Consider the following 25,295-nt stretch of genomic DNA (forward strand, 5'->3'; position numbering starts at 1 on the left):
AATGTGAGTTTTTCCACCTTTCAGCTGCAGCCTTGTCGAATTCTATATAAAAATCAGAAACTTGAATTAATTTCACTTTACTTCTGACGCTCACATGGGTGGTCAGATTTGGAGCTAGGCCCAGGCCTCGATCACTCTCCTGCAGTTCGTGCCTGCACCTCGGCGATGTATTCCAGGACGAACGGATCCTGAGAACCTTGCTCCCTGTAATAGCCAACCACGTTGGCCAACGTCCTCCGCAGCAACCTCATCAGCGCGGCCAAAGGTGACCACACAAGAACTGGACATCACCTCCCTCCTCCATTTTTCTCTATTGCGTTTAAGGGTTAACACGCCGGTAGCGGTACTTGGCGACCACGGTACTGACAACCAGGTCAGCATCATCAAGCAGCTCAATATTCAAATCAAAAAAGGCCTTGTTCTCGCTGTCCAACGTAGCTTTGAGTGCTTGTACCTGGTCGGCGTCGAAGCGTGTGCGTGCCCGTATGCGGCTGGTGGCGGCTTTCAGGAATTTGATGCTCACCTCACAGACTACGGGGCTGCAATTGCCCAGGGTTTGCATATGCGTCATATAGAGCAGCCCGCCCAGCATCTCCGCCGCCGACCATTGCACTCCCGCGTGCAGGGTGCCGAGATGGTTCTGGTTATGCCGGGAAAACGGCACCGAACATTCCAGAACGTCGCTCATATGTTCAACGGTCAGCCCGATACTCTCGTACAGCGGCAGCATTTGCCGCAGCATGGTGCTTGCTTGGGATACGTCCAGAAGATCAGACATTGGCACTGCTCCGTTAATCCGGTAGTTGGAAGAAGCAGTATCTCCTGACATCCCAGGTCATTATTGACAAATGACCTCTGATATTTGACAGATTGCCTCATATGAAAAACTCCCCCTACCAGGATGTCCTGCTGAGCGGCGGTCTCGGCGGTCTGCTGAAGGATTATCTAGATGCCGAAGGCTTGCCGGCGACGGGCTGTCGCACTCGTATTGCAAGCTGGCAAGCCGACGGCCAAGTCCCCATTACCGAGTGGGTTTCCGCTCTTGCCCTGATCAGCCGTGAGTACCCGAAACCTGCCTTGGGCCTTGGCATCGGTCGCTATGCTCAGGCACGCCACTTCGGCATGCTGGGCTATCTCTGTCTGTCTTCCGACAACCTTGGTGAGGTCTTCGAGCGTCTCAGCCGGTTTTATGCGCTGGCATGGGGTGGCATTGTCGTGCCGATCACACGCACGGCAGACGCCCTGACCATACGCTGGCTAGTGCCCGAAGGCATGCCCACGCAATCCCGCATGGTCCAGTTGAGCCACGAAACCGGGCTGGTCTGTCTGGTCACTTTGGCGCGCCTGTTGTGCGAGGCGCCAGTCAACCCGATCGCCGTCGAGATGGGGGGACCGACACCAGATCAACCCGGTTTGTACGAGCAGTTTTTCCACTGCCCTGTGACCTTTGGTGCGCCAGCCGCCTCGCTGAGCTTTTCAAGTCTCTCCCTGGCCCTGCCGATACGCACAAGCAACCACAGTCTGCGGGACTATACGGAGCGTCGAGCAGAGGCCCGGCTGGGTGAACTAACGCGCCGTGATGCGATGCTCACCGCATTGCACGCCCTACTCGTCCGGGCGTTGCATGAGGGGCAGCCGACTATCGCCCATGTCGCCAAAGGCATGGGCATGTCGCGAGCAAGCTTGCAGCGACGTCTACAAGAACGCGGGCTTGGCTTCCGTGAATTTCTCGACCAGACCCGACTGGAACTGGCGCGAATGTATCTGGCAGATCCCCGGCTCGCGCTGACGGAAATCGCCTGGATGCTGGCCTTCTCGGAGCAGAGTGCGTTCAGCCGGTCTTTCAAGCGCTGGACGGGATGCAGCCCCTTTGCCTATCGGCGCACCATGATCGGTAAGTCATGAGAACGGGGCTTGCTTGTAACGCAGGAGGATTACGCTTGGGCAGCCAGCTACCTCTCCCCTCCTTCTTCGCGATTATGTGAGCCGCCCCTTTCGTACGTCGCTGGGTCTTTCGCCCGTCCAGCGTTTAAAGGCCCGGGTAAACGCTGCCGGGTCGGTGTATCCCAGAACCTGCGCAATCTGCTGCAGACGCAGCTGCCCTGCGTTGATCAACTCCATCGCCTGACGCCGGCGCGCATCATCCAGCAGACTCTGGAAGTTGCTACCTGACTCGCTGAGCTTACGCTTGAGCGTGCGCTCGGAAACACAGAGCTTGTCTGCCACATCAGCCAAGGACGGATACCCGTCGATGCCTGCCTGCAAGAGCCCCCGCACGCGTGGAACAATATCCGGACTGTCCGCCATCGCTCGCGCAGCAGCTTCCTTTTCCACCTGGGCCAAGGCATGCCTAACGGCATGGGGATCGGCCATGATTAGAGGAAGGGACAGAAAACTCCGGGGGAAGCGAATCTGGATGTGCGCCTGCTTGAACTCCCAGAGCGGCAGGCGCGCCTGGTATGCATCAAAATAGGTAGGCTTGGGCCAGTCAACATGCACCTTCAAACCCGCGAGTTCCCGCCCGAGGAGATAGGCCATGTGTTGGCAAGTAGAGACAAGAAAGGCCTCAAAGAAAACCTGACGCATGGGACCGAAGTCATAGCTCTCGGTAAGGGTAATGACTACTTCCTCGTCCCTCACCTCGACGGTCTGTGTGAAATCGTTGAAATGCAGGGAATGGTACTTGTGCAGAACCTGCATGGCCTCGGCCAGAGTGGCGCAGCTCATGACGGCATAACCCAGAAAACCGTGCGAGGTCGGGCGGATCAGCATGCCGTATTCCATGCCGATATCGTTTCTGCCGCTCAATTGAATCAGACGTCGTGTGATCAGACCCGCTTCCCGCGTCGTGATGCGGGCATCCGGTTGTTGCAGCTCTGAGTGACTTAAACCACACCCCCTCAATAGCTCCTGCTCGGACACGCCCCAGTCAGCACCTATTTGCAGCAAGTGCCGGATATAGGCAACAGAAATAACGAATGAATTACTTATTTTTCTTGATTTTTTCATGCCCTTTATCTCGACGAGCTTGGCCTGATTTGTCAAGAACTATGGCATAACCATCACTGACTGAAATCTGAAAAATGGCCACATAGTCACTCCGCCAATTGAGTGGAGTGGTTTGAATGATTTCTCGTACCCTGTTTAGCTCCGAGCACGAAGAATATCGCCGTCAGGTCAAGCGTTTTCTGGCCGATGAGATCATGCCCCATCATGAGCGCTGGGAAGATCAGCAGCATGTGGACCGCAGCATCTGGAATCGCGCGGGTGAGCTGGGGCATCTGTGCCAGACCATGCCCGAGGAATATGGCGGCATCGGCGCAGACCGCCTGTTCAGCGTGGTGCAGCTCGAAGAAACCACCAAGGCCGGTGCCACCGGCCTGGGCTTCGGCCTGCACAGCGACATCGTCGCCAATTACATCAATAACTTCGGCTCCCACGAGCAGAAGCTCAAGTACCTGCCACCCATGGCTACAGGGGCGCTGGTGGGTGCTATTGCCATGACCGAGCCCGGCACCGGCTCCGACCTGCAGGCCATCAAGGCCACGGCGATGCTGGATGGCGATCACTATGTGTTGAACGGTTCCAAGACCTTCATCACCAATGGCTATCTGTCGGATCTGATAATTGTGGCGTGCAAGACCGGCGTCGCCGGCGGTGCGGCGGAAAATATCTCCCTGCTGCTGGTCGAGGCGAACAGCCCGGGTTTTACCAAGGGCAAGCCGCTGAAAAAAGTCGGCATGAAGGCCCAGGATACCTGTGAGCTGTTCTTCGACGATGTGCATGTCCCCAAGGCAAACCTGTTGGGCACAGAGGGCGAAGGCTTCTTCATGCTGATGAAGGAGCTGGCCTGGGAACGCATGATTATCGCGATTTTCTCGGTGGCTGCTGGCGAGGCCGCGTTTGAAGAGACCCTCAAGTACACCCGCGATCGCCAGGCTTTCGGCAAGCCCGTGGCCAGCTACCAAAACACTCGCTTCAAGCTGGCCGAAATGAAGGCAGAGCTGGCGATTGCCCGCGTCTATGTCGACCGCTGCCTGGAACTGGTGCTCAAAGGCGAGCTCGGCATCGACGATGCCGCCATTGCCAAATACTGGTGTTCCGACCTGGCCTGCAAGGTCATCGACGAGTGCGTGCAGCTGCACGGCGGCTACGGCTACATGCTGGAGTACCCGGTGGCGCGTGCCTATGTCGACATGCGCGCCTCCCGCATCTACGGCGGCACCAACGAAATCATGAAAGAAATCATCGCGCGCACCCTGTAACGCTGCTTGCAATCTCCCAATATCAAGAGATTTTTATCATGTCAAAAGAATTACGTTTTGATGGCAAGGTGGTCATTGTGACCGGTGCTGGCGGTGGGCTGGGGCGTCAATACGCGCTCATGTTCGGCTCTCGCGGCGCTCGCGTGGTGGTTAACGATCTGGGCGGCGGCGCCCATGGCGGTGGCCAGTCTTCTGCGGCGGCTGACAAGGTAGTCGAAGAAATCAAGGCCATCGGTGGTGAAGCCGTGGCCAACTACGACTCGGTGGAAAACGGCGCCAGCATCGTGCAGACGGCCGTAGATAATTTCGGCAGGGTCGATATCGTCATTAACAATGCCGGCATCCTGCGCGACTCCAGTTTCCTGAAGATGAGCATGGACGACTGGGACCTGATTTATCGCGTCCATCTCAAGGGCAGCATGAGCGTCACCCATGCTGCCTGGGCCATCATGCGCGAGCAGGGTTATGGCCGCATCATCATGACCACCTCGGCCGCCGGCATTTACGGCAACTTCGGCCAGGCCAATTACTCGGCCGCCAAGCTCGGTCTGCTCGGCCTGGCCAAGACCCTGGCGGTAGAAGGCGGCAGCAAGAACATTCACGTCAACACCATTGCTCCGATCGCGGCTTCGCGCTTGACGGAAACCGTGTTGCCGCCGGAAATTCTCGAAGGCCTCAAGCCGGAATATGTCAGCCCGCTGGTGGGCTGGCTCTGCCATGAATCCTGTGAGGAGAATGGCGGCCTGTTCGAAGTCGGTGCCGGGATCATCAACAAGTTGCGCTGGCAGCGCACCAAGGGCGTGGGTTTTCGCCTTTCCAGCCCCATCGATATCGAAGACGTGGCCGCCAAGTGGGATCAGGTAGGAGATTTCGCCGACGCGGATTTCCCGACCACTGTCGCGGACTCCATGGTGGCGGCCATGGACAACATCAACAATCCAAAGCTCGGCGGCAACCAGTTCCTGGACCTCGACAAGGCCAAGGCTGCCAAGCCGGTGGTGATCGAAAACGCCTATGACGAGCGCGACCTTTCACTCTATGCGCTTGGCGTTGGCGTTGGCGCCGACCCGCTGGATGCCAAGGGGCTGCAGTATCTGTACGAACGCGGCGACACTTTTTACGCTCTGCCCACCTATGGCGTGATCCCGCCCCTCAACGGCTTCATGCAGATGATGATGGAAGGCAAGGAACTGCCAGGCATGGGCAATGTGCTGGATCGTGTGCTTCATGGCGAACAGTACACCGAGATCAAGCGCCCGCTGCCGCCCCACGCCAAGCTGCGTCACGAAGCCAAACTGCGCACCGCCTATGACAAGGGCAAGGACGCAATCGGCATCATCGACGTGCACAGCTTCGACGAAACCGGTGAGGAACTTGCCTATAACGAAATCACCTTCTTCCTGCGCGGTTGCGGTGGTTGGGGCGGTGATCGCGGCCCCAGCGCCGACATCAACGTGCCGCCGCCTCGCGAGCCTGACGCTATCGTCGAGGAAAAAATCGGTGACAACCAGAGCCTGATCTATCGCCTTTCCGGCGACTGGAACCCCCTGCACATCGATCCCGAGTTCGCCAAGAACTTTGGTTTCGATCGGCCCATCCTGCATGGCCTGTGCACCTATGGCTATGTCGGCCGCCATGTCGTGCAAAGCTTCCTCGGCAACGACCCGCGTCGCTTCAAGAGCATCAAGGTGCGTTTCGCCAAGAGCGTGTACCCGGGTGAAACCCTGGTCACCCGTATGTGGAAGGAAAGCGAAACCCACATCCTGCTCGAGACCCGCGTCAAGGAACGCGACGAGATTGTGATCAAGAATGCCGCGGTCGAGCTGTATGAGCAGATTCCGCTCGCCAAGGCCAAGGCCGAACCTGTTGCCGCGGGTGTGGCTGCCGTAGCGACTGCACCGTCCACTGGTCCGACCGGCGCCGACATCCTCAACGCCATCGGCGCCTATCTGGCTGCCAATCCGGCCGAAGTGCAAGCGGCCAATACGGTGTTCCAGTTCAACCTGAAGAATCCGGACGCCTCCTGGACCGTCGATGCCAAGGTTGGCAAGGTAATCCAGGGCGCCGCTGACAAGCCTGATGTCACGCTGACGGCCGATGAAGATCAGTTTATCGGCATGTGCGTGGGGGGTGAGGATGCACAGAAGCTGTTCTTCGCCGGCAAGCTGAAAATCGCCGGCAATATGATGGCGGCCTCCAAGCTCGAGTTCCTCAAGAAGATGGACCCCAAGCTGGTCGAAGCCGAAGTCGCCAAGCGCCTCGCGAATACGCCTGCTGCCGCCCCAGCAACCGAGCAGCGTGCCGCGCAGCCGACCGGCCCCACCAGCGTCGACATCCTCAACGCCGTCGGCGTCTATCTGGCCGCCAACCCGGCGGAAGTAACAGCCGCCAACACGGTGTTCCAGTTCAACCTGAAAGACCCCGACACCTCCTGGATCGTCGACGCCAAGGTCGGCACCGTGACACCGGGTACCGCCGATAAGCCCGATGTGACCCTGACCACGGCTGACGAGCAATTCGTGGGGATGTGCGTGGGTGGTGAGGATGCGCAGAAGCTGTTCTTCGCCGGCAAGCTGAAGATCGCCGGCAATATGATGGCGGCCTCCAAGCTCGAATTCCTCAAGAGGATGGACCCCAAGCTGGTCGAAGCCGAAGTGGCCAAGCGCCTCGCCGGCGGCACCAGTGCGCCGAGCGCCGCCAGCGTTCCTGCCACAGCGGCGAAGGTCGGTCGGGCCGAGATCGTGTTCCAAAAGTTCGGCGAGCTACTTGCCAAGTCTCCGGAGCTGGTCAAGGTCGCCAAGGGGCATGTGCTCGGCTTCCAGGTAGCCGAACCCGACAGCGCCTGGACCCTGGACTACTCAAACGCCAACCCGGTGCTCAAGGCCGGCACCGCCGAGGCAGGCACTACGCTGCTGTTCGCCGATGAAGACCTGGAGACGCTGATCAAGGGCACGGACTCACTGCAGTCGCTGTTCCAGCACGGCCGGGTAAGGGTCCACGGCGACCTGGGCCTGATCAAAACGCTGGAAGCTTTCCTCAAGCTGGCCTGAAGCACGCGATCGGCGGTGTGAAGCTCACACCGCCGGTTTCCAAGAACTCTAAAAGGAAAACACCATGAAGCGTCGTGTCAATGTGATTGGCGTAGGAATGACCAAGTTCGCCAAGCCCGGTAGCAGCCCAGAATATTATGAAATGGCCCGCGAGGCCGGCCAGAAAGCCCTGGCCGATGCCGGAGTGCCCTACGCAGACGTCGAACAGGCCTTTGCCGGCTATGTCTACGGCGACTCCACTTGCGGCCAGCGTGCGGTCTATGAGTTGGGCCTGACCGGTATTCCGGTGGTCAACGTCAACAACAACTGCTCCACTGGCTCCAGCGCCCTCTTCCTCGCGCGCCAGGCCATCGAAGGCGGCTTGGCCGAGTGTGTTCTTGCCATCGGTTTCGAGAAAATGGAAAAAGGCGCGCTAGCCGCCAAGTTCAACGACCGCGAACCGCCCATGGGCCGGCACGTCCAGGTGATGATGGACGCCCAGGGCTTTAACCAGTCCCCGCCGGCCGCACAGATGTTCGGCGGTGCCGGTCGCGAATACCGCTGGAAATACGGCACCAAGCGCGAAACTTTCGGCCAGATCGCCGTGAAGGCGCGCAAGCATGCCAGCAACAATCCCTACGCCATGTTCAATCAGGTGCTGTCTCTGGAAGAAATCATGGCCTCGGACGATGTGTTCGATCCCTTGACCCGTTTCCAGTGCTGCCCGCCCACTTGTGGCGCCGGCGCCGCGATTCTGTGCTCGGATGAATTTGCAAAAAAGCACGGGATCAAGAACCCGGTCTATATCGCCGCTCAGTCCATGACCACTGACTACTCCAGCAGCTTCGATGAAAGCAGCATGATCAAGATGATCGGCTACGACATGACCGTGAACGGCGCAAAACAAGTATACGAAGCGGCCGGCATCGGTCCCGAAGACATCGACGTCATCGAGTTGCACGACTGCTTCACCGCCAACGAGTTGCTGACCTATGAGGGCCTCGGTCTCTGCCCCGAAGGCGGTGCCGAAAAATTCATCTGGGACGGCGACAACACCTATGGCGGCAAGTTTGTCACCAACCCCTCGGGTGGCCTGCTCTCCAAAGGCCATCCCCTGGGCGCCACCGGCCTGGCCCAGTGCACGGAGCTGGTCTGGCAGTTGCGCGGCCAAGCAGAGAAGCGCCAGGTCGAAGGGGCACGCATCGCCCTGCAGCACAACCTCGGACTCGGTGGGGCCTGTGTGATCACTCTGTACCGTCGCGATTAAGTGTTGCCAGGCCGAGGAGCAACCGGGACGACTCCCCTGCTGACGCCGGCGGAAATCGATCTCACCAGGCGCGGCCTGGTATGCGACGCCGCCGGCCCGGCGTGAGCTAGGGCTGGTGGTGCGCCCCTTGGAGCAGACCCTGCGCGATGCGTTGGGCTGGTTCGTGGAGCACGGCTACATCACCGAACGGAAAGTCGTAGATTGCTTTCAACAGACTGCCCCCGCGGCATCTCCCTGAGCCTGCAGCAAACACGCTACGCCCTGATCATATTCACTGGAGAAAGGTCCGATGGAAACTAACCCCCTACTCGCCGGCACCCGTGTGCTGGATCTTTCCCGCTTGCTGCCGGGGCCCTTTTGCACCCTGTATCTGGCGCAGATGGGTGCCGAGGTCATCAAGATTGAAGAGCCGAACATCGGCGACTATTGTCGGGTGCTCTCACCGGAGCTGTTCGCTCAGGTCAACCGTGGCAAGAAGTCGGTAACGCTGGACCTCAAGCAGGTCGACGATGTGGCACGCCTCAAGGCGCTGGTGGCCGAGGCTGATGTGCTGATTGAATCCTTCCGCCCTGGCGTTATGGACAAGCTGGGCTGCGGCTATGAGGTGCTCAAGGCCATCAACCCGCGCCTGGTCTATGCCTCTTTGACCGGTTATGGCCAGACAGGCCCCTACGCCAAGCGGCCGGGTCATGACATTAACTACCGCGCCTATACCGGCGAGTTGCACCAGACTGGCGTGGCCGACGGTGATCCTGCTGCTGGCGCGTTCCAGGTGGCTGACCTCGCCGGTGGGGCACTGACCTGCGCCATCGGCATTCTGGGCGCACTAGTGGGTGCCCAGCGCTCCGGCATCGGCACCTTTGTCGATGTCAGCATGATGGACGGCACTCTTGCCTTGCAGGTCATGACCCTGGCCACGCAACGCGTGATAGGCGCGCCCCTCGAGCGCGGCTGCGACATGCTGACCGGAGCCCTGCCCAATTACCGGATTTATCGCTGCGCGGACGACCGTTACATCGCCGTGGGTGCGGTCGAATACAAATTCTTCGTACAGATCTGCCTGACGGCGGAGCGGCCCGACCTCATGCAATTGGCAGCGGCCCCAGGGAAGGCCGGCGAACCCTTGCGCGAGGCTTTGGCAGCCCTTTTCCTGACCCAGCCACGTAACTACTGGGAAGCCAAGATGGCCGCCCTGGACACCTGCGTCACCTCCGTGCTGGACCCGGCCGAAGCCCTGCAGAACGAACAGGTCAAGGCGCGCGGCATGGTTCTGGATGACGGCGGCAAACCCGCTTTCGATCTGCCCATACGGTTTAGTGACGGCCATGTTCGAGTGGGACGAGCCCCGGGCCTGGGCGCCGACAACCAAAGCATTCTGACGGCTCTGCAAAACCAAGCCAGCGCCTGATCTGTCGAGTGGAGTCTGTATGAGCGCGTATGTCACAACACAACAACAAGAAGAAACCCTGTTGCATCGCTTTCGGCACTGGGCGCAGTCGCAGCCCGAGCGTCACTACCTGACCCAACCCATGCCGGATGGCTCGATCCTCAATATCACCTGGGGACAAGCCTGGCTCCAGGCACGGTGTTTTGCGGGCTGGCTACAGGCGCAGGACCTGCCGCCGGGTAGCTCCATCGGCCTTCTAGGTCGCAACAGTGCGCACTGGATCCTGGCGGATGTCGGCATCTGGCTAGCAGGACATGTCAGCGTGCCGCTGTATCCGACGCTCAATGCGCAAACGGCGAGCTACATCATCGAGCATAGCGAGATCCGCCTGATGGTCCTGGGTAAGCTGGACGGCATCGGTGACAGCTGGAAGCAGATCGAGGGCAGCCTGCCGACCGATCTGCCCCTGGTCAGCCTGCCGCTGTCGCCAAGGGCGGACGTTGCGCAATGGGACGGCATCATGCGGATGCAGCCCCCCCTGGAAATGCCAACCCTGCCTGAAAGAAGCCGGATGGCCACCATCATCTATACCTCCGGCAGCACGGGGTGCCCCAAGGGCGTTATGCATAGCTTCGGCAGCATGATGGCCACCTGCGAATCGTTAGGCGGGACCTATAGCTTTAACAACGATGACCGCATGTTTTCCTATCTGCCCCTGGCCCATGCGGCCGAGAGGGCGATTGTAGAAGCACCCTCCCTGTATTTCGGATGCCAGGTTTTTTTCCCCCAGAGCTTGGAGACCTTCCAGGTCGATCTCAAACGGGCGCGGCCTACTTTATTCCTGTCGGTCCCGCGGCTGTGGACCAAATTCTACCAGGGCATCCAGAACAAGCTGCCGCTCAGACTGCAGCGGCTGTTGTTTGCAACACCTGTTCTATCGACCCTGGTCAAGCGTCGTATTCTCAAGGAACTGGGCATGGATGCGGTGCGGGTCGCCCTCACCGGCTCGGCACCGCTGCCGGCGGACATCATCCAGTGGTATCGCAGATTAGGCCTGGAACTGCTCGACTGTTACGGCATGTCGGAGAATTTCGCCACCTCACATGCCAGCCGCCCCGGAGCTGTCCGTATCGGCTACGTGGGCTCGACTGCGCCTGGCGTGAGCTGCCGCTTCTCTGCGGAGGGTGAGATTCTGGTGCGCAGCCCCGGACAGATGATGGGCTATTACAAAGACCTACAGAGAACCGCCGAAGAGACGACAGAAGATGGCTTCTTCCGCACCGGTGACCGGGGTGAAATAGATGCAGAAGGAAGATTGCGCATTACCGGCCGCATCAAAGAGTTGTTCAAGACCAGCAAGGGCAAGTATGTCGCGCCCGTACCCATTGAGCAGTTGCTGGCCAATCATCCGCAGATCGAAACCGTGTGCGTCACAGGCCCGGAAAACCCCCAGCCCTTTGCCCTGCTCATTCTCGCCGAACCCGTGCGACATGAGCTGAAACAGGGAATTGTCACGCGCGCGGCGCTCACGGCCTCACTGGCGCAGTTGCTTGAAACCGTCAATGCGCAGCTCGAAAAACATGAGCAGCTGGATTATCTGGTCGTGCTCGATGATATCTGGACCACGGAAAACGGCTTTCTCACCCCTACCCTGAAAGTGCGTCGGGCCGTAGTAGAGAGGCACTTTCTGCCCAAGGCTGAAACCTGGCGTCGACAGGGCCAGGCGGTGATCTGGGACTGATCGTTCCACCTCCACGAAAACACGCCATCCACATTCACTAAAAAAACGGGCCACACCGACGGGTGTACTAAAACACTCCCCCACGGCGCGCCTGACCGTTGCTGATCCACCCATTTGCTTGGCCCTTTACATAACAACAAAAGAGGTAGCGCAGGTGCAGACAACAATATTCAGCAGCCTTACCTATCGCCCCATTGCCACGTTGTGCGCACTTTCGCTGAGTGCGCCCGCTTGGGCAGCGAGCTTCTCAATAGGTGAACTGGAGGGGCAGTTCGACTCCTCGCTGTCGGTCGGTTCCAGCTGGTCGACCCAGAAAGCCAACAAGGACCTGATCGGGGTCAACAACGGTGGCGACGGGCTGTCGCAGACCTCCGATGACGGCCGCCTGAACTTCAAGAAAGGCGAGACCTTCTCGAAAATTTTCAAAGGCATCCACGATCTCGAGCTGAAGTACGGCGACACCGGTGTGTTCGTTCGTGGCAAGTATTGGTATGACTTCGAGCTGAAGGACGAGAGCCGTCCATTCAAGGATATCGACGACAGAGGCCGCAAAGAGGGCGCAAAGTCTTCCGGCGCGCAGATTCTTGATGCCTTCGTCTACCACAACTACAACATCGCCGATCGACCCGGCACCGTCCGCCTCGGCAAGCAGGTAGTGAGCTGGGGCGAGAGCACCTTCATCCCGAACGGCATCAACGTGATCAACCCGATCGACGTCTCGGCGTTCCGCCGCCCGGGGGCCGAGGTCAAGGAGGGCCTGATCCCGGTCAACATGTTCTACCTGTCGCAGGGCCTGAGCGAAAACCTCTCCGCCGAGGCCTTCTATCAGTTGGAATGGGACCAGACGGTCATCGACAACTGCGGCACCTTCTTCTCCCAGGTGGATGTCGTGGCCGATGGCTGCAACGATATGCGAGTACTGAATAAGCGTTCGAGACTACCTGCCGCTGCTCTTACTGCCTTGGGGCGCTTCGGTGTAAACGTCAATGAAGAAGGAGTGTTAATACCTCGCGGTCCTGACCGCGATGCCGATGACGACGGCCAGTATGGCCTGGCCCTTCGCTACACGGCCGAGGAATTGAACACCGAATTCGGCGCCTTCTTCATCAACTACCACAGCCGCCTGCCGACCCTTAGCTCCACGGGGGCTTCGCCGGCAGCCTTTGCGTCGGCATCACGCCTCGGTGCGCTGGCCCCGCTGGTGATCGCAGGCAGTTCGCAATACTTCATAGAGTATCCACAGGACATACGCCTATACGGCCTAAGCTTCTCCACTACCCTGCCCACCGGCACGGCCTGGAGCGGTGAGGTCAGCTACCGACCGAATGCCCCCGTGCAACTGAACACCACCGACCTCCTGTTCGCCCAAGTTGGCCCTTTGGGCGGTCTGTTCGCCAACGCCTCGGTGTTGGAGGGTACGCCAGGACAGGACATGCATGGCTATCGTCGTAAGGAAATCACCCAACTGCAGACCACATTCACCCATTTCTTCGACCAGGTCATGGGCGCCGAGCGTCTGACGCTGGTTGGTGAAGTCGGGGTTAGTCACGTCGGTGGCCTGGAAAGCAGCTCCAAGGCGCGCTACGGCCGCGACCCGGTGTTCGGCCCCGGAGCGCTGCCAGCAACCGGCCCGATCAATACTTGTACCGTGCTGAACACCAGCACTCTGGGTAGCTCGACCGCGGAGAACGTCAGCAAGAATTGCAACAACGATGGTTTCGTTACCGCCACTTCCTGGGGTTATCGCGCCCGTGCGATCTGGGATTACAACAATGCCTTCGCCGGTATCAACCTGAAGCCGAGTATCGCCTGGTCGCATGACGTCAATGGTTATGGCCCGAACGGCGTGTTCAGCGAAGGCAACAAGGCCGTCAGCCTGGGCCTGGATGCCGAGTACCAAAACACCTACATGACCAGCCTGTCCTACACCAACTTCTTTGGTGGCGACTTCAACACTTCGACCGACCGCGACTTCGTTGCGCTTAGCTTCGGCGTGAACTTCTAAGCAGTCAGGATTTTTGAGGAGACTATGAAAATGAAAATAACCAAGAGTCTGCTGCAAACCGGTGCCCTGGTGCTGTCTTTGCTCGCCACGGGCGTTATGGCTGCGGTTTCCGCTGACGAAGCTACCAAGCTGGGCACCACCCTGACGCCGCTGGGTGCCGAGAAGGCCGGCAACGCCGATGGTTCTATCCCTGAGTGGACCGGTGGCCTGCCGCAGAACGCCGACGCGGTGGATAGCAAGGGCTTCCTCGCCGATCCATTCGCGAGTGAAAAACCGCTGTTCACCATCACCGCCAAGAACGTCGAGCAGTACAAAGACAAGCTGACCCCTGGCCAGTTGGCGCTGTTCAAGCGCTACCCGGACAGCTACAAGATGCCGGTTTACCCGACTCATCGTACCGCTACGGTACCGGCCGACGTGATCGCCGCGACCAGGGCCAACGCCAACGCTACCAAGCTGGTGGAAAGCGGTAACGGCCTGGAGAACTTTCAGGGCGCCTACGCCTTCCCGATCCCGAAGGACGGTCTAGAGGTGATCTGGAACCATATCACCCGCTACCGTGGGGGCAGCGTGCGGCGTCTGATCACTCAGGTCACGCCACAGACCAATGGCTCGTACTCACCGGTTTCCTTCCAAGACCAGCTCACCTTCTCTGCCAACCTGAGCGATTTCGACCCGAGCAAGTCGAACAACGTGCTGTTCTATGCCAAACAACAGATCGTCGCACCGTCGCGCCTGGCGGGTACCGTGATACTGGTACACGAAACCCTGAACCAGGTGAAAGAACCCCGCCTGGCGTGGGTTTACAACGCCGGCCAGCGCCGGGTCCGACGTGCCCCGCAGATAGCCTACGATGGTCCAGGCACCGCCGCCGACGGTCTGCGCACCTCGGACAACTACGACATGTACAACGGTGCACCGGATCGTTACGAGTGGAAGCTCAATGGCAAGAAGGAGATCTATATCCCCTATAACGCCTACAAACTGGACTCGCCGAAGCTGAAGTACGACGACATCATCAAGGCCGGCCACATCAATCAGGACCTGGCCCGTTACGAGCTGCACCGTGTCTGGCATGTAACGGCGACTCTGAAATCCGGACAGCGGCACATCTATTCCAAGCGTGACTTCTTCATCGATGAGGACACCTGGCAGGCTGCCGAGATCGACCACTACGACGGTCGTGGCACCCTGTGGCGCGTGGCCGAGGCGCATGCCCAGTACTACTACGACAAGCAGGTGCCCTGGTACACCCTGGAAACCTTGTATGACCTGGTTTCCGGCCGCTACCTGGCTCTGGGTATGAAGAATGAGGAGAAACAATCCTACGAATTCGGCTTCAAGGCCGGGTCCTACGACTACAGCACGTCGGCTCTAAGGCAGGCCGGCGTTCGTTGAGCGGCTAGACGTGCACGTCCCTAGGTCGATTACTGCCGACCTAGGGGGGCCTTCCCCTTGTAGCCACCGCATATTTGATTCACTCATTTCGAGTACAGATTCGATTTCATCGGAGCACAACCCTCGCCTTGTGCTCACTGTGCTCCCAGGCCGATGCCGGCTTGTTCAGCAACTTGCTCGGCTCATCCGACTCATCCCAGAGCAAATACCCGGTCGTTCTCAGCCACGGCTTATGGAATACCTTTGAGTGGTGATAAGCATCTGCGAAAACACCATCAAGGCCATAAGCAATTGCCAACTTCATCCGGCATGTACCAGAGCAACTTATACGCAGGCTTAACGCTGTAGTGTGCTGGTTCAGTAGGATTTCGAACACGGAATAAAGTTGCGACTTATTCATCCAGGCAGCCGACACAGAGCGGATCTATCAAGAGCTTTAATGAGGAGAGGAAACCGCAGATGGGACATCGCCCGATTGTCCCTACTGATACACGGGGATATCAATATGCTGGGGCATTATACGTTAGCCTATATTTTCGTTCCGTTGGCCGCCGCCCCCAAACAAGAGTCTTATCTCTCGTCCCGCGTCACAGCACAATTGAATGCGGTATTCTCGGGTATAAAAAAAACGGATCAAGACACGTCCCTGTGCCTGACCCGTAAATTACTATGATTTAAAGGCAAGGAGCTTTGCTTATGCGATCACTACTTGGCTGGCGGATAAGTCGCCTATATTTACACCCACCAACGTCACCGAATCATCGCCGAACACCAACTTGACCCCCTCATCGACGTCAACCGCATGCTGGGTCCAGTTATCATTGGGTTCATAAGCTTGGACTCCCATGAAAACAAGTTTGTCTGTAGAGGAGAATCCAGAAACAGTGTCATGTCCGAAATCCTTGGTGAACAGCAACGTATTAAAGTTGCCGCCCGACTGGATCAGATCGTTACCCTCGCCCCCAACTATATTCGTGGCTCGGCCACCGATCAGGGTGTCATTGCCATCATGCCCGAACAGCCATTCATTTTGAGTGGTCGCCACAAGTTTGTTGTCAGCAACATCACCGTGCAAAGACTTCTCGTAGCCGGTAATGCCTCCGGAATACTTCAGTCCTTCTTGGGTAACATCATAAGAGCGCTCCTGGCTGAAAAGTAGCAAGTAGGATTCCTTGGTCTTCAGCACTTCTATGCTAGAAGCGATGTTGATCGCGCCCGCAGTGTCTTTTATGTACAAATTACCTGCGCCATCGTTAGCTACTTTAAAACTGCTCAATGACTTCTGTAAGTCAAAGGTATCCCTGCCCTCTCCACCAGAAATCAGATTGTAGCCACCGGCATCTCGAAAGATGTCGTCGCCACCTCGCCCTTCCAGATAATCAACGCCCCCTCCGCCCTTGATAAGGTCACGCCCCTCACTGCCCAGAATCAACGTCGGCCCCACATGGGGTTGAGCGTTGTAGTTGAGGTCCGTCACCCAAGTATTCACCTTCGTCGGCTCTGACAGTTGAGCGACAATGATCGTGGAGTCCCGCGACGTCAAATCATAGAATTCCGACTGTGTAATACGCTCAAGACCGTCCCCATAAAACGACGGCAAATGTGCCGTTAAACTCGAAGGATTCAATAAACTAAAAGGCGCCACCTGCCACAGGGCCGAAGCGTACTGATCATTAAAGCTGACAATATTATTAGTCGCCGACTCTTTTGGAGAATCATGAACACCTAAAAAGTCAGATAGACTCCCTGCTGCAAGCCTGAGCACCGGATCATTTTCATATCCAACATTCAGCACCTTGTCCAAACCGTCATATATCGTCGGAGAGGCGTACGATATATAATTGGAGTTGCTATAAAAGCCATTCCACTCATCTTCACTCAAGGCCGCTAAGCTATTGGTTGCCATGCCTCCCAGGCTGTGACCTGTCACGACGATATCTTCACCCGTCAGGCCCTTCGACAACGCATATTTCGCAACATCACCAAGCAACACATCAAACGCATTTTTCATGTACTGCTTGGCGTAGCCATCAGGATCAGCAAACATTTTTAAATCATTGACTACATCACCTAGCGTATCCGTCAAAAAACTCTCTCTTGGTCCGGTTGTCCCCCTGATAGCGAGACCAATAGATGTAAGCTCACCGGCAGCATTATATTTTCCCATGACATCCATTTGAGCCGTCTGAAAACCAGGCTGCTCACCGTAATAGGTACCGCGTACATCCACTGTCCCACCGTAACCCAAAACTTCACTACTGATAGGTTTCCAGCCTGCAGCCTCGATAGCCTCCAAGGCTTCTTTCTCAGAATCAGTGTTCCATGGAACCCCGGGTACCAATCCTTGGGAAGACGAACTACCAAAAATTGTCTCAATCATTGTCAGGGGCAAACCTAAGCTAAGCCCACTCTTCTGATAACCGGATGCAAAACCATCATCAAAGCCGTGATACGAATACATCGTCAGCGCCAACGCATCGGAAAAAAGTGCCGCCGACTCAGTCTCGGTCAAGTCCTTGTAGCTAAAAATACCCATAAACCACCTCAGTCAAGTTAAAACCCGATTGGATTTAGAACAATTTAAGTTAAGCGCTCGAGCGCGACGGTGACACTAACCCCCCTGTCACTGCAGAAATGCAAAACGCCCGAGTAGTTAAACTAAAGCAAAGTTAAGTTATCTGTATATTACAACTCCGCCCCTCTATCAGAAGCGGGCGATCAACTGTATTTCCAGACCGAAGTACTGTTCTTGAATTTGGCATGCAACTGGAACACCGTAATAACTCACGGCCATCCGTATCCACTCGACCGGCACTTTCCTGAATGGGCCAGCGCCACATCAATAGTTGCATCTTCATCAGGCGACCTCCCTGCCCCTACGGCAAAGGACTTTTGGCTGCCGGGAGCTATCACGATTACTGTCAGTGTCACTGATGGCCGTTTTGGCACTAATCACCGTCAAGCGGGCAAGGCTCGCTGCTTGGCCCCCTCCCCCTGGAGCTGAGCTCTTCATCTCTGCCAGGGCCACTCCTGCACATCCTGCTGGCTTCGTCTGGGTAAACTTACATAACGTACGTTCAACATGTTAGATAAGCTCTACTCGCCTCCCGGCCTTGTCAAGTGAAAATGTGATGAACACAAAAAAAACGTCCTCACTGAAAGGATTTCATCGCCAAACTATTTGGTTGTATGGTCACGGACCTAACCCACAGACAGGGCCGAATCCCGGCCCGGGCCGCTATCGAGCCAGTTGTCAGCAGGAACTGCCATGACTGAAACACACAGAACACTGCCTCCTCAGCGCAGGACCCAGAATGAACGCAGCGAAACCATGCGCTTGCGATTGATTGAAGCGACCATGACGTGTCTGGAAAATGAAGGCTATGCGGCCACGACGATCAGCAAAATCGTGGACATCGCACAGGTTTCCCGCGGTGCGCCGATGCACCACTTTTCCAGCAAGGCCGCGCTGATCGTTGCTGCGGCCGAACACATCATTAACCGTATCTACCAGGCCATGGGGCAGGTTTACCTCAACATGGAGGCGTCCAGCGGGCAGGAGCGGCTGCATGACATGGTCATGGCTTTCTGGCGCAAAGTCTTCAGCGGCAGCAAGCTGCATGTGCTGCTAGAGGTCTTGGTTGCAAGCAAGCAAGACGCAGAATTGGCCACCCGCTTGCAAGAGCTCTGGCACAGCAGCTACCAGTTCACCCGAATCGCTTGCGAACACTACTTCGAGCCGCTCTCGCAAGAGTTCAAAGTTCATAAATTGATGGTGCTGACCCAGTGGTTACTTCGAGGCATGGCTGAAGACCGCTACCTCAATTCAGAGACGTTCTTTGAGCAGTACCTCGAGATCTGGGTGCAGCTTATCTCTCCCCATATTCAGGCAAAACCTGGCGCCCAACCTTACTCCGCAGAACAAGTTGAACGTCTTCGCCAAATCAAGATAACAACGAGAACAGAGCCCTAATAAGCACACTTCGCTGATGTGGTGGGCTTGGTTAGTGCAAAAGGCGCTTTTAGCGCCCCATTGTTGGTATTGATGTCTATACGAAGAACATCGGCGGTTTCCCGGCGCCTGATAAAGCTCGAGCTGCGCTCTAACTGCTGTGCCATTGAGAAACGTTTACCGAGCCCGGCAGTTTCACTTCCAAAGTGCCAGAGAATTGATCATCGATAGCTTTGAGCAGGCCTTGAGCAGATGTGCGGCCCAGGCTGATGGGCTTGAGTCCAGAGCTTGCGACCATCAATGCCTTGAGATCTTTCAACGGGCCTTTAATAGCTTTGGCACTCGACAGATCCTTGGTGTGCAGCAAGTCTGGCGAGGCGAAAAACTGCGCATTTTCCAGACCCGCGGCAGCCATTTGCTCCTGGTTCTCTGGATCAATTTCTGCGTAATGCGTTGCGCCTGCGAGGAACTTTCGATTGGCTACCTCGCCGTCGATTGCCAAGAGAAAGAAGGTAAACGCCGTATTGCCCAGACGCACCCAATCATCCTGGTTGGTGTTGCTGCCCTGGGTTCTCTGCAGTGTTTTGATCTTGCGGTACACCAGCTCGAAGTTCGAAGAGATAGTGTTGAACGGTGGGGGGCCTTGTTTTGACGTCGTGTAGTGGCGCAGGGTGAATTTTTTGTCCGCGACTTTTGTAAGCTCGGCGTCAGTCGCCTTCTTGTCGCTGAACTTCAGGTTGTCATCCGTGACCGACTGCATGATTTCGAACGGCTGGGTCCGGTCCTGTGGCTGATAGTTCGCTTGGTGCCGCTCATACATTTCCAGCGCCGAGGTCGGTTTTTGCGAAGACGATACTTCACCGAGCAAGGGCGTCGCGCAAGTGCCCTGGTGATATGTTCCACACATGGCGCAGGTCTTGGGAACTGCAAAGGGCACGGGTTTTGGGGCAATGCTGGGCTTTGTTTGGAGGGGCGGTACTGTGGTAGTTGATGAAGACGCCTGGGAGCTTTCGATCGGAGGGAAAACTTTGTTATTCCTGCGTACCCCGGGCGGTGTATTAGGGCGTGCAGGAGATGGGACGCTGGGCATTGGGCCTTTGCCCGCACTCGATCCAGAGGTGTTTGGCATAGTAGGCATCTCTTGTAGTAGACGGCGTTAGATTACGTCTTGAAGCGATGCCCACGTTTATAACCGAGTTCGATATGAGAACTGCCCAAAAAGTTGTTAGAGAGCATTTCTGTATTGAGGGGAACCTTGGACTTGTCAGCATCCGCCGAACTCACCTTGCATGATTAAGCGAGCGCTCTTGCATGTGGCATGCAATTCAAGGTGAGCTTGTTCGAGTCTCCGTACTAACTAGATAGAACCGCAACTAATACTTCCAAAAATATGGTGTAACAAGTACCAGCACAGTAAGGATCTCCAATCTGCCAAGGAGCATTCCAACCGTCAGCAGCCATTTGGCGACATCCGGTAACGATGAGAAGTTACCTGCCGGGCCAATGATCGTGCCAAGCCCTGGCCCGACGTTGCACACCACGGTCGCCGCACCGCTCAAGGCCGTTGTCCAGTCAAGCCCGATGAGACACAAACCCAAGGCGATAACGGCAATTGTGATGGTGAAGAAAAACGAGAAGGTCAAAAGCGAACGCAAGATGTCTTCGTCGATGGGACGATCGTTGTATTTCTTCTGGATAACGGCCCGAGGATGGATCAGTTGCTTCAAGCTGCTCACCAGTAGCGCGGCGGCAACTTGAAAGCGGAAGATTTTCAGGCCTCCAGCCGTCGAGCCTGAACATCCGCCGACGAAGGTCAGGTAGAAAAAGAGCAAGACGGCAAAGCTGCCCCACAAGGTGTAATCGCCAACCGCGATTCCGGTGGTCGTGACCACCGAGGTCACGTTGACCGCCACGATGCGAAGTGCATCCCACCAACCGTAATCGCTGTGAAGGCAAAGCCACGTCCCCACCGCCAGCGAGACGACGGTCAAGAAGCCGATGAATCCCCGTACCTGGTGATCCTTGAACAACGCGAGCCGGTTGCCACGTAACGTCACGACATACAGGGTAAAAGGCAGGCTGCCCAGAATCATGATGGCCACCGCCACCCAGTGAATCGCTGGCTGCGTCCAGTGCCCCAGCGAGGAGTCGGAAGTTGAAAAGCCTCCCGTCGATATCAGCGACATGGCATGGTTGATCGCTTCGAATGGCGTCATCCCGGCAATCCACAGCGCTAGCGTCCCGACGCCCGTAAGCCCCAGATAGAGCAACAAAATGTACTTGGCGGCCACATGAGAGCGAGGGGTCACTTTTTCCGACCAGTCTGAGGACTCCGTCTGGAAAAGACGCATACCACCCACACGCAACAGCGGAAGGATCGCCACGGCCATGCCGATAAAGCCGATGCCACCCAGCCAGTGGAGCATCGAACGCCAGATCAGCAATCCCGGTGACGCGGTATCCAGACCGGTCAGGACAGTCGAACCCGTGGTTGTGATGCCGGACATCGTTTCAAAGAATGCGTCGGTGTAACTGATGTGGCTGATAAACACCATTGGCAGCGCCGCGAAGGTACACACCACCACCCAACTGCCGGTGGTCAGCAGGTACATGTCCCTGGGACGAAGCCGGGCAGATTCGGGACGGCCCTGCACGACCAATAACAGACCGCTGCCGAAGGTAATCAGGCTCGACCAGAGAAAGGCCGACAGGTCGTCGCTGCGCTCATGGGCCACCAGCGTGATCATGGGGATCGCCATGCTGACAGCAAGCGTGATGAGGAAAATACCTAAGATGAAACCGATGAGCCGCATTGCCGGGAGAGACATAGAAAATAGCCTGCCAAATTAGCGCCGCGTAGTATCAGATGCTCAACCTCGACACCCTGTAATTTTTGCGTAAATTCTTTACGGGTAATCGGGCTACCCAGGATCCCAGGTTAGGTAACAGAACCTGGCGTCGCCTCGATGTACTACAAAAAATAGCTGCTTCGAGCACAAATTAAGCGGCACATTCTTGTCTTTCGGGGCCAGATGAATTCCACGGGCAGTGGTTTATCGCCACACCACATGTGCATAAAGTGCCCCCAGCGGCGCCGTGCCGGTCGCTTGCATGGCGCACCCTGGCGGTGAGCCACCCTCCCCCCCACTCCCCGGTATTGCCAGGTATCTGGAGCACTCAATGAACACTCGTACCTTCCTTATTACCGGCGCCAGCAAAGGCATCGGGCGTGCGCTCGCCAGCCAGTTGTCCGAGGCGGGCCACCGTGTGGTCGGCATCGCTCGTAACGCCGACGCAGATTTTCCCGGCACCCTCGTGTGCCTCGACCTGGGCGATCGGGAGCAAACTCGAAATGGCTTGGCCGAACTGGTTTCGCGTTATGACTTCGACGGCCTGATCAATAATGTTGGCCTGGTGCGCCCGCAAGCCCTCGGCGAGATAGACCTCGACGACTTCGATGCGGTCATGCGGATCAACCTGCATAGCGCCTTACAGGCAACGCAAGCCTTGTTGCCGGAGATGCGCAGTCGAGGTTGGGGAAGAATCGTCAATATCTCCAGCCTGACCGTCCTGGGGATCCCGCAGCGCACGGCCTATGCCGCCGCTAAAGCCGCACTGGTCAGCTTCACCCGGTCCTGGGCATTGGAGCTGGCAACCACCGGCATCACCGTCAATGCCGTTGCTCCAGGCCCCACGGAAACCGAGCTGTTCCGCGCCGGCAATCCTCCCGGCAGCGACGGCGAGGCTCGTTATCTGGCAGGTGTGCCCATGGGCAGGCTCGGTCAGCCGGATGAAGTCGCGGCGGCCATCGCCTTCCTGTTGTCGGAACAGAGCGGCTTTATCACTGGCCAGACATTGTTTGTCGACGGCGGAGCGTCAATCGGCAAGTCGGCGTTCTAACAGCGACGTCGGTGGTATGGGGAAACCATGCAAACGCCAAATTGCCAGGCTTAAAACAGCCGGATAAAGCAGCGCCCGGCAAGGTGCCGGGCGCTGGCGTTCAGGGGCGCTAGTCAGAACCGGTAGCTGGTGCTCAGTTCCAGGGTACGCGGGGCCCCGGGAGTGATCAGGTCCACCGAGCCGTGGGCCGAAGCGTAATAGTCCTTGTCGAAGACATTGCGCAGGCGCAGGGCCATGTCCCATTTCGGCTGGTTGTAAAGCAGTGCGGCATCCACCGTGGTGTAGGCCGGCATGACCACATTGTTGTCCAGCGAGGTATAGCGGTCATCGACATAGTTGGCCCCCATGCCCACGCGCCAGGTTTGCGTCAACGAGCGCACCAGCCACAGGTTCGCGCTGTGGCGCGGGGTCAGGGTCGGGGTCTGGCCTTCGTTGGCAACGCCGTTGGTGCGGCTGTTGGACTTGGTGATCTCGGCATCCAGGTAGGCATAGCCGGCATAGACCTGCCATTTGTCGCTCAACTGCCCGCTGGCGGTCAGCTCAAGGCCGTCGGTACGCTGCTCGCCCGCCAGCACCAGCTTGGTCGGGTTCGCCGGATCGCTGGTTTTCATGTTGGTGCGTTCCAGGCGGAACAACGCTGCCGTCAATGCCAGGCGATTGTCGAGCAGGTCCCATTTGCCGCCGATTTCGAAGTTGGTGGTTTCTTCCGGCTCCAGATCCTGGTTGGTCGTGCTCAGGGCGAACATTTCCGCGGACGGCTGGTAGGAACGGCTCACCGAGATGTAATAGGACTGCACTTGGTCAGGCTGGTAGACCAGGCCGATGCGCGGGCTCCAGGTGGTATCGGTGCGCGACAGCTTGCCGTGCGTCAGGTCATCGGCGTATTCCTGGTCGAACACGTCATAACGCACACCCAGCAGGGCCTTCCACTGCGGCGCCAGTTCGATCAGGTCCTGTACGTAGAACCCGGCGGTGTCCTGGGTATTGGTTCCCTTGGCGGTTTGCCGGTTGGCCTGGAACGGCACGTCGACCAGGGCGTCGCGATACACCGGCACCCTTGCCACGTTGGACTGGCTGAACACGGACTGGTCCTTCACCTGGCGCCCCAGCTCCACACCGTAGAGCAGGTTATGGTTCATCCCGGCAAGCACCGCGCGCTGCTTGAGCTCGGTCTGGTTGAACCAGCCATCTTCCTTGCGCTGCACGTTGCCGCGGTTGAGCTTCACCAGCAGTTCGCCGTTGGGGGCGGTGACGAAGCGTGTCGGACTGGAGTCGGCCAGCGTGTTGTTGCGATCCAGGTCGTAGTGGTAATAGCGGCTGGTATTGCTCAGGCTGAAATCGTCGTTGATCCGATAGTCGACGCCGGCGGTGAACGAAAACACCTCGCTGCGGGTGTAGTCGTCGTCCGGGTCGGCGGAGCCGAAGCGCTTGTCGCGGTCCACATCGACCGGGCGATCGCCTCGCGCGGGGATGCCGAAGTCGATCAGGCGCTTGTCATACAGGTAGGTCGCGCCCAGGTTCAGTTCCAGGTCATCCGAGAGCTTGAAGTAAGCCGACGGCGCGATGGCCTTGCGGTCGATATAGCCGTCATCGCGGAAGGTGTCGCTGTTCTCCAGCGCGCCGGTCACCCGAAAGGCCTTATCGCCCTGTTGCTGGTCGGCCCAGCCGGCATCGAACTGAGTACGCTTTTTGCCCTCGCTGTCGACGCTGGCGCCAACCTCCTGCTTGGGCGTGAAGTTGGGCTTCTTGCTGATGCTGTTGATCAGGCCGCCCGAAGAGCCCCGGCCATAAAGCACCGCAGCCGGCCCCTTGATCACCTCCACCCGCTCGACGTTGGACAAGTCGCGGAAATACAGGGCGTCGTCACGAATGCCGTCGACGTACATGTCGCCAATGGCGCTGAAACCGCGAATGGTGACCTGGTCGCGCTGGCCGTCACCGTTAGACAGGCCGATGCCGGGGACGTTTTTCAACACATCCTCCATCGACTGCGCGCCCTGGTCCTTGATCACGCTTTGAGGAATCACGTTGACGGTTTGCGGGATGTCCCTTAGCGGGGCATCGATCTTCAGCGCGCTCCTGCTCTCGGTCGGCATGTAGCTTTGCTCGCTGAACTCACTGTTCACAGCGGTTGCCGGTAGGGTTAGAGCAGACTCCGTTTCTGCCTGTAGATCAGGTACAACCAGAACGCCCAGCAACGACAAAGAGGCTGGGTAAATGCGCGATCGAGCCACCATGGACACCTTTTGTATGAATTATCGCGCGAATGATAACGATTATCTTTTGTAAGTAAATACATATCATTCAGATCCTTCTGATTGACAATCATCGCCCGCCATGTCAAGGCCAGA

16 protein-coding genes and 1 pseudogene are annotated in these 25,295 nt (G+C 57.6%); 11 read left to right on the plus strand and 6 right to left on the minus strand.

The features are described from left to right. Positions 1-319: 319 nt before the first annotated feature. Positions 320-778 (minus strand): YiiD C-terminal domain-containing protein, encoded by a 459-nt coding sequence (locus BLV20_RS03060; protein WP_175540128.1) that lies wholly within the window; start codon positions 776-778, stop codon positions 320-322. 101 nt (positions 779-879) lie between these two features. On the opposite strand from BLV20_RS03060, the gene BLV20_RS03065 reads away from it, so the two are divergent. Beyond that, positions 880-1,905 carry an AraC family transcriptional regulator gene (locus BLV20_RS03065; RefSeq protein WP_092296744.1) on the plus strand — a complete coding sequence of 342 codons (1,026 nt, stop codon included), beginning with the start codon at positions 880-882 and terminating at the stop codon, positions 1,903-1,905. 72 nt (positions 1,906-1,977) lie between these two features. On the opposite strand, the gene BLV20_RS03070 is transcribed toward BLV20_RS03065, so the two are convergent. Continuing rightward, positions 1,978-3,009 carry an AraC family transcriptional regulator gene (locus tag BLV20_RS03070; protein ID WP_139192673.1) on the minus strand — a complete coding sequence of 344 codons (1,032 nt, stop codon included), beginning with the start codon at positions 3,007-3,009 and terminating at the stop codon, positions 1,978-1,980. 116 nt (positions 3,010-3,125) lie between these two features. Here BLV20_RS03070 and BLV20_RS03075 point away from each other — a divergent pair, with 116 nt between their 5' ends. From BLV20_RS03075 to BLV20_RS03105, 8 genes and pseudogenes are all read left to right on the plus strand, one after another. Continuing rightward, entirely contained in the window at positions 3,126-4,265 is a 1,140-nt protein-coding gene (locus tag BLV20_RS03075) for an acyl-CoA dehydrogenase family protein (RefSeq protein WP_092296750.1), read from the plus strand. A 38-nt stretch (positions 4,266-4,303) separates the two neighbouring features. Further along, a pseudogene (locus BLV20_RS31975) lies at positions 4,304-5,197 on the plus strand (SDR family oxidoreductase); the annotation flags it as partial. Beyond that, positions 5,186-7,315 carry an SCP2 sterol-binding domain-containing protein gene (locus BLV20_RS03080; protein ID WP_371914294.1) on the plus strand — a complete coding sequence of 710 codons (2,130 nt, stop codon included), beginning with the start codon at positions 5,186-5,188 and terminating at the stop codon, positions 7,313-7,315. The pseudogene BLV20_RS31975 and the gene BLV20_RS03080, both read left to right, overlap by 12 nt. A 64-nt stretch (positions 7,316-7,379) precedes the next feature. Beyond that, complete coding sequence (locus BLV20_RS03085; RefSeq protein WP_092296756.1) at positions 7,380-8,561, plus strand: lipid-transfer protein; 1,182 nt, start codon at positions 7,380-7,382, stop codon at positions 8,559-8,561. Positions 8,562-8,850: 289 nt separating this feature from the next. Next, positions 8,851-9,969, plus strand: a complete 1,119-nt coding sequence (locus tag BLV20_RS03090) for a CaiB/BaiF CoA transferase family protein (protein ID WP_092296759.1) — start codon at positions 8,851-8,853, stop codon at positions 9,967-9,969. A 19-nt stretch (positions 9,970-9,988) separates the two neighbouring features. Then, complete coding sequence (locus BLV20_RS03095) at positions 9,989-11,689, plus strand: AMP-binding protein (RefSeq protein ID WP_092296762.1); 1,701 nt, start codon at positions 9,989-9,991, stop codon at positions 11,687-11,689. 154 nt (positions 11,690-11,843) lie between these two features. Continuing rightward, a complete protein-coding gene (locus tag BLV20_RS03100) occupies positions 11,844-13,694 on the plus strand; it encodes a DUF1302 domain-containing protein (RefSeq protein WP_092296765.1) in 1,851 nt (616 codons plus the stop codon). A gap of 30 nt (positions 13,695-13,724) precedes the next feature. Next, positions 13,725-15,092, plus strand: a complete 1,368-nt coding sequence (locus BLV20_RS03105) for a DUF1329 domain-containing protein (RefSeq protein WP_092296768.1) — start codon at positions 13,725-13,727, stop codon at positions 15,090-15,092. A gap of 694 nt (positions 15,093-15,786) precedes the next feature. Here BLV20_RS03105 and BLV20_RS03115 read toward each other — a convergent pair. Next, the gene (locus BLV20_RS03115; RefSeq protein WP_092296774.1) at positions 15,787-17,628 is read right to left on the minus strand and encodes a polyurethane esterase; all 1,842 of its coding nucleotides are present in this window, start codon (positions 17,626-17,628) and stop codon (positions 15,787-15,789) included. 732 nt (positions 17,629-18,360) lie between these two features. On the opposite strand from BLV20_RS03115, the gene BLV20_RS03120 reads away from it, so the two are divergent. After that, positions 18,361-19,065 carry a TetR/AcrR family transcriptional regulator gene (locus BLV20_RS03120; RefSeq protein WP_092296777.1) on the plus strand — a complete coding sequence of 235 codons (705 nt, stop codon included), beginning with the start codon at positions 18,361-18,363 and terminating at the stop codon, positions 19,063-19,065. Between the two features lie 130 nt (positions 19,066-19,195). Here BLV20_RS03120 and BLV20_RS03125 read toward each other — a convergent pair whose 3' ends face one another. Next, positions 19,196-19,951 (minus strand): hypothetical protein, encoded by a 756-nt coding sequence (locus BLV20_RS03125; protein WP_139192674.1) that lies wholly within the window; start codon positions 19,949-19,951, stop codon positions 19,196-19,198. 466 nt (positions 19,952-20,417) lie between these two features. Continuing rightward, positions 20,418-21,872 (minus strand): TrkH family potassium uptake protein, encoded by a 1,455-nt coding sequence (locus BLV20_RS03130; RefSeq protein ID WP_092296783.1) that lies wholly within the window; start codon positions 21,870-21,872, stop codon positions 20,418-20,420. A 352-nt stretch (positions 21,873-22,224) separates the two neighbouring features. Between BLV20_RS03130 and BLV20_RS03135 the strand changes: the two genes are divergently transcribed. After that, positions 22,225-22,944 carry an SDR family oxidoreductase gene (locus tag BLV20_RS03135; protein ID WP_092296786.1) on the plus strand — a complete coding sequence of 240 codons (720 nt, stop codon included), beginning with the start codon at positions 22,225-22,227 and terminating at the stop codon, positions 22,942-22,944. Positions 22,945-23,057: 113 nt separating this feature from the next. On the opposite strand, the gene BLV20_RS03140 is transcribed toward BLV20_RS03135, so the two are convergent. Continuing rightward, positions 23,058-25,181 (minus strand): TonB-dependent receptor, encoded by a 2,124-nt coding sequence (locus tag BLV20_RS03140; protein ID WP_092296789.1) that lies wholly within the window; start codon positions 25,179-25,181, stop codon positions 23,058-23,060. Between the last annotated feature and the right edge of the window lie 114 nt (positions 25,182-25,295).

Source organism: Pseudomonas sp. NFIX28, assembly GCF_900107395.1.
In the GTDB taxonomy this organism is placed as follows: domain Bacteria; phylum Pseudomonadota; class Gammaproteobacteria; order Pseudomonadales; family Pseudomonadaceae; genus Aquipseudomonas.

What these genes read in the sequence shown, in the direction of transcription:
- BLV20_RS03140 (WP_092296789.1), bottom strand. Translation starts at nt 25,181, where the DNA reads ATGGTGGCTCGATCGCGCATTTACCCAGCCTCTTTGTCGTTGCTGGGC.
- BLV20_RS03090 (WP_092296759.1), top strand. Translation starts at nt 8,851, where the DNA reads ATGGAAACTAACCCCCTACTCGCCGGCACCCGTGTGCTGGATCTTTCC.
- BLV20_RS03075 (WP_092296750.1), top strand. Translation starts at nt 3,126, where the DNA reads ATGATTTCTCGTACCCTGTTTAGCTCCGAGCACGAAGAATATCGCCGT.
- BLV20_RS03060 (WP_175540128.1), bottom strand. Translation starts at nt 778, where the DNA reads ATGTCTGATCTTCTGGACGTATCCCAAGCAAGCACCATGCTGCGGCAA.
- BLV20_RS03095 (WP_092296762.1), top strand. Translation starts at nt 9,989, where the DNA reads ATGAGCGCGTATGTCACAACACAACAACAAGAAGAAACCCTGTTGCAT.
- BLV20_RS03120 (WP_092296777.1), top strand. Translation starts at nt 18,361, where the DNA reads ATGACTGAAACACACAGAACACTGCCTCCTCAGCGCAGGACCCAGAAT.
- BLV20_RS03065 (WP_092296744.1), top strand. Translation starts at nt 880, where the DNA reads ATGAAAAACTCCCCCTACCAGGATGTCCTGCTGAGCGGCGGTCTCGGC.
- BLV20_RS03080 (WP_371914294.1), top strand. Translation starts at nt 5,186, where the DNA reads ATGGACAACATCAACAATCCAAAGCTCGGCGGCAACCAGTTCCTGGAC.
- BLV20_RS03130 (WP_092296783.1), bottom strand. Translation starts at nt 21,872, where the DNA reads ATGTCTCTCCCGGCAATGCGGCTCATCGGTTTCATCTTAGGTATTTTC.
- BLV20_RS03115 (WP_092296774.1), bottom strand. Translation starts at nt 17,628, where the DNA reads ATGGGTATTTTTAGCTACAAGGACTTGACCGAGACTGAGTCGGCGGCA.
- BLV20_RS03105 (WP_092296768.1), top strand. Translation starts at nt 13,725, where the DNA reads ATGAAAATAACCAAGAGTCTGCTGCAAACCGGTGCCCTGGTGCTGTCT.
- BLV20_RS03125 (WP_139192674.1), bottom strand. Translation starts at nt 19,951, where the DNA reads ATGTGTGGAACATATCACCAGGGCACTTGCGCGACGCCCTTGCTCGGT.
- BLV20_RS03135 (WP_092296786.1), top strand. Translation starts at nt 22,225, where the DNA reads ATGAACACTCGTACCTTCCTTATTACCGGCGCCAGCAAAGGCATCGGG.
- BLV20_RS03070 (WP_139192673.1), bottom strand. Translation starts at nt 3,009, where the DNA reads ATGAAAAAATCAAGAAAAATAAGTAATTCATTCGTTATTTCTGTTGCC.
- BLV20_RS03085 (WP_092296756.1), top strand. Translation starts at nt 7,380, where the DNA reads ATGAAGCGTCGTGTCAATGTGATTGGCGTAGGAATGACCAAGTTCGCC.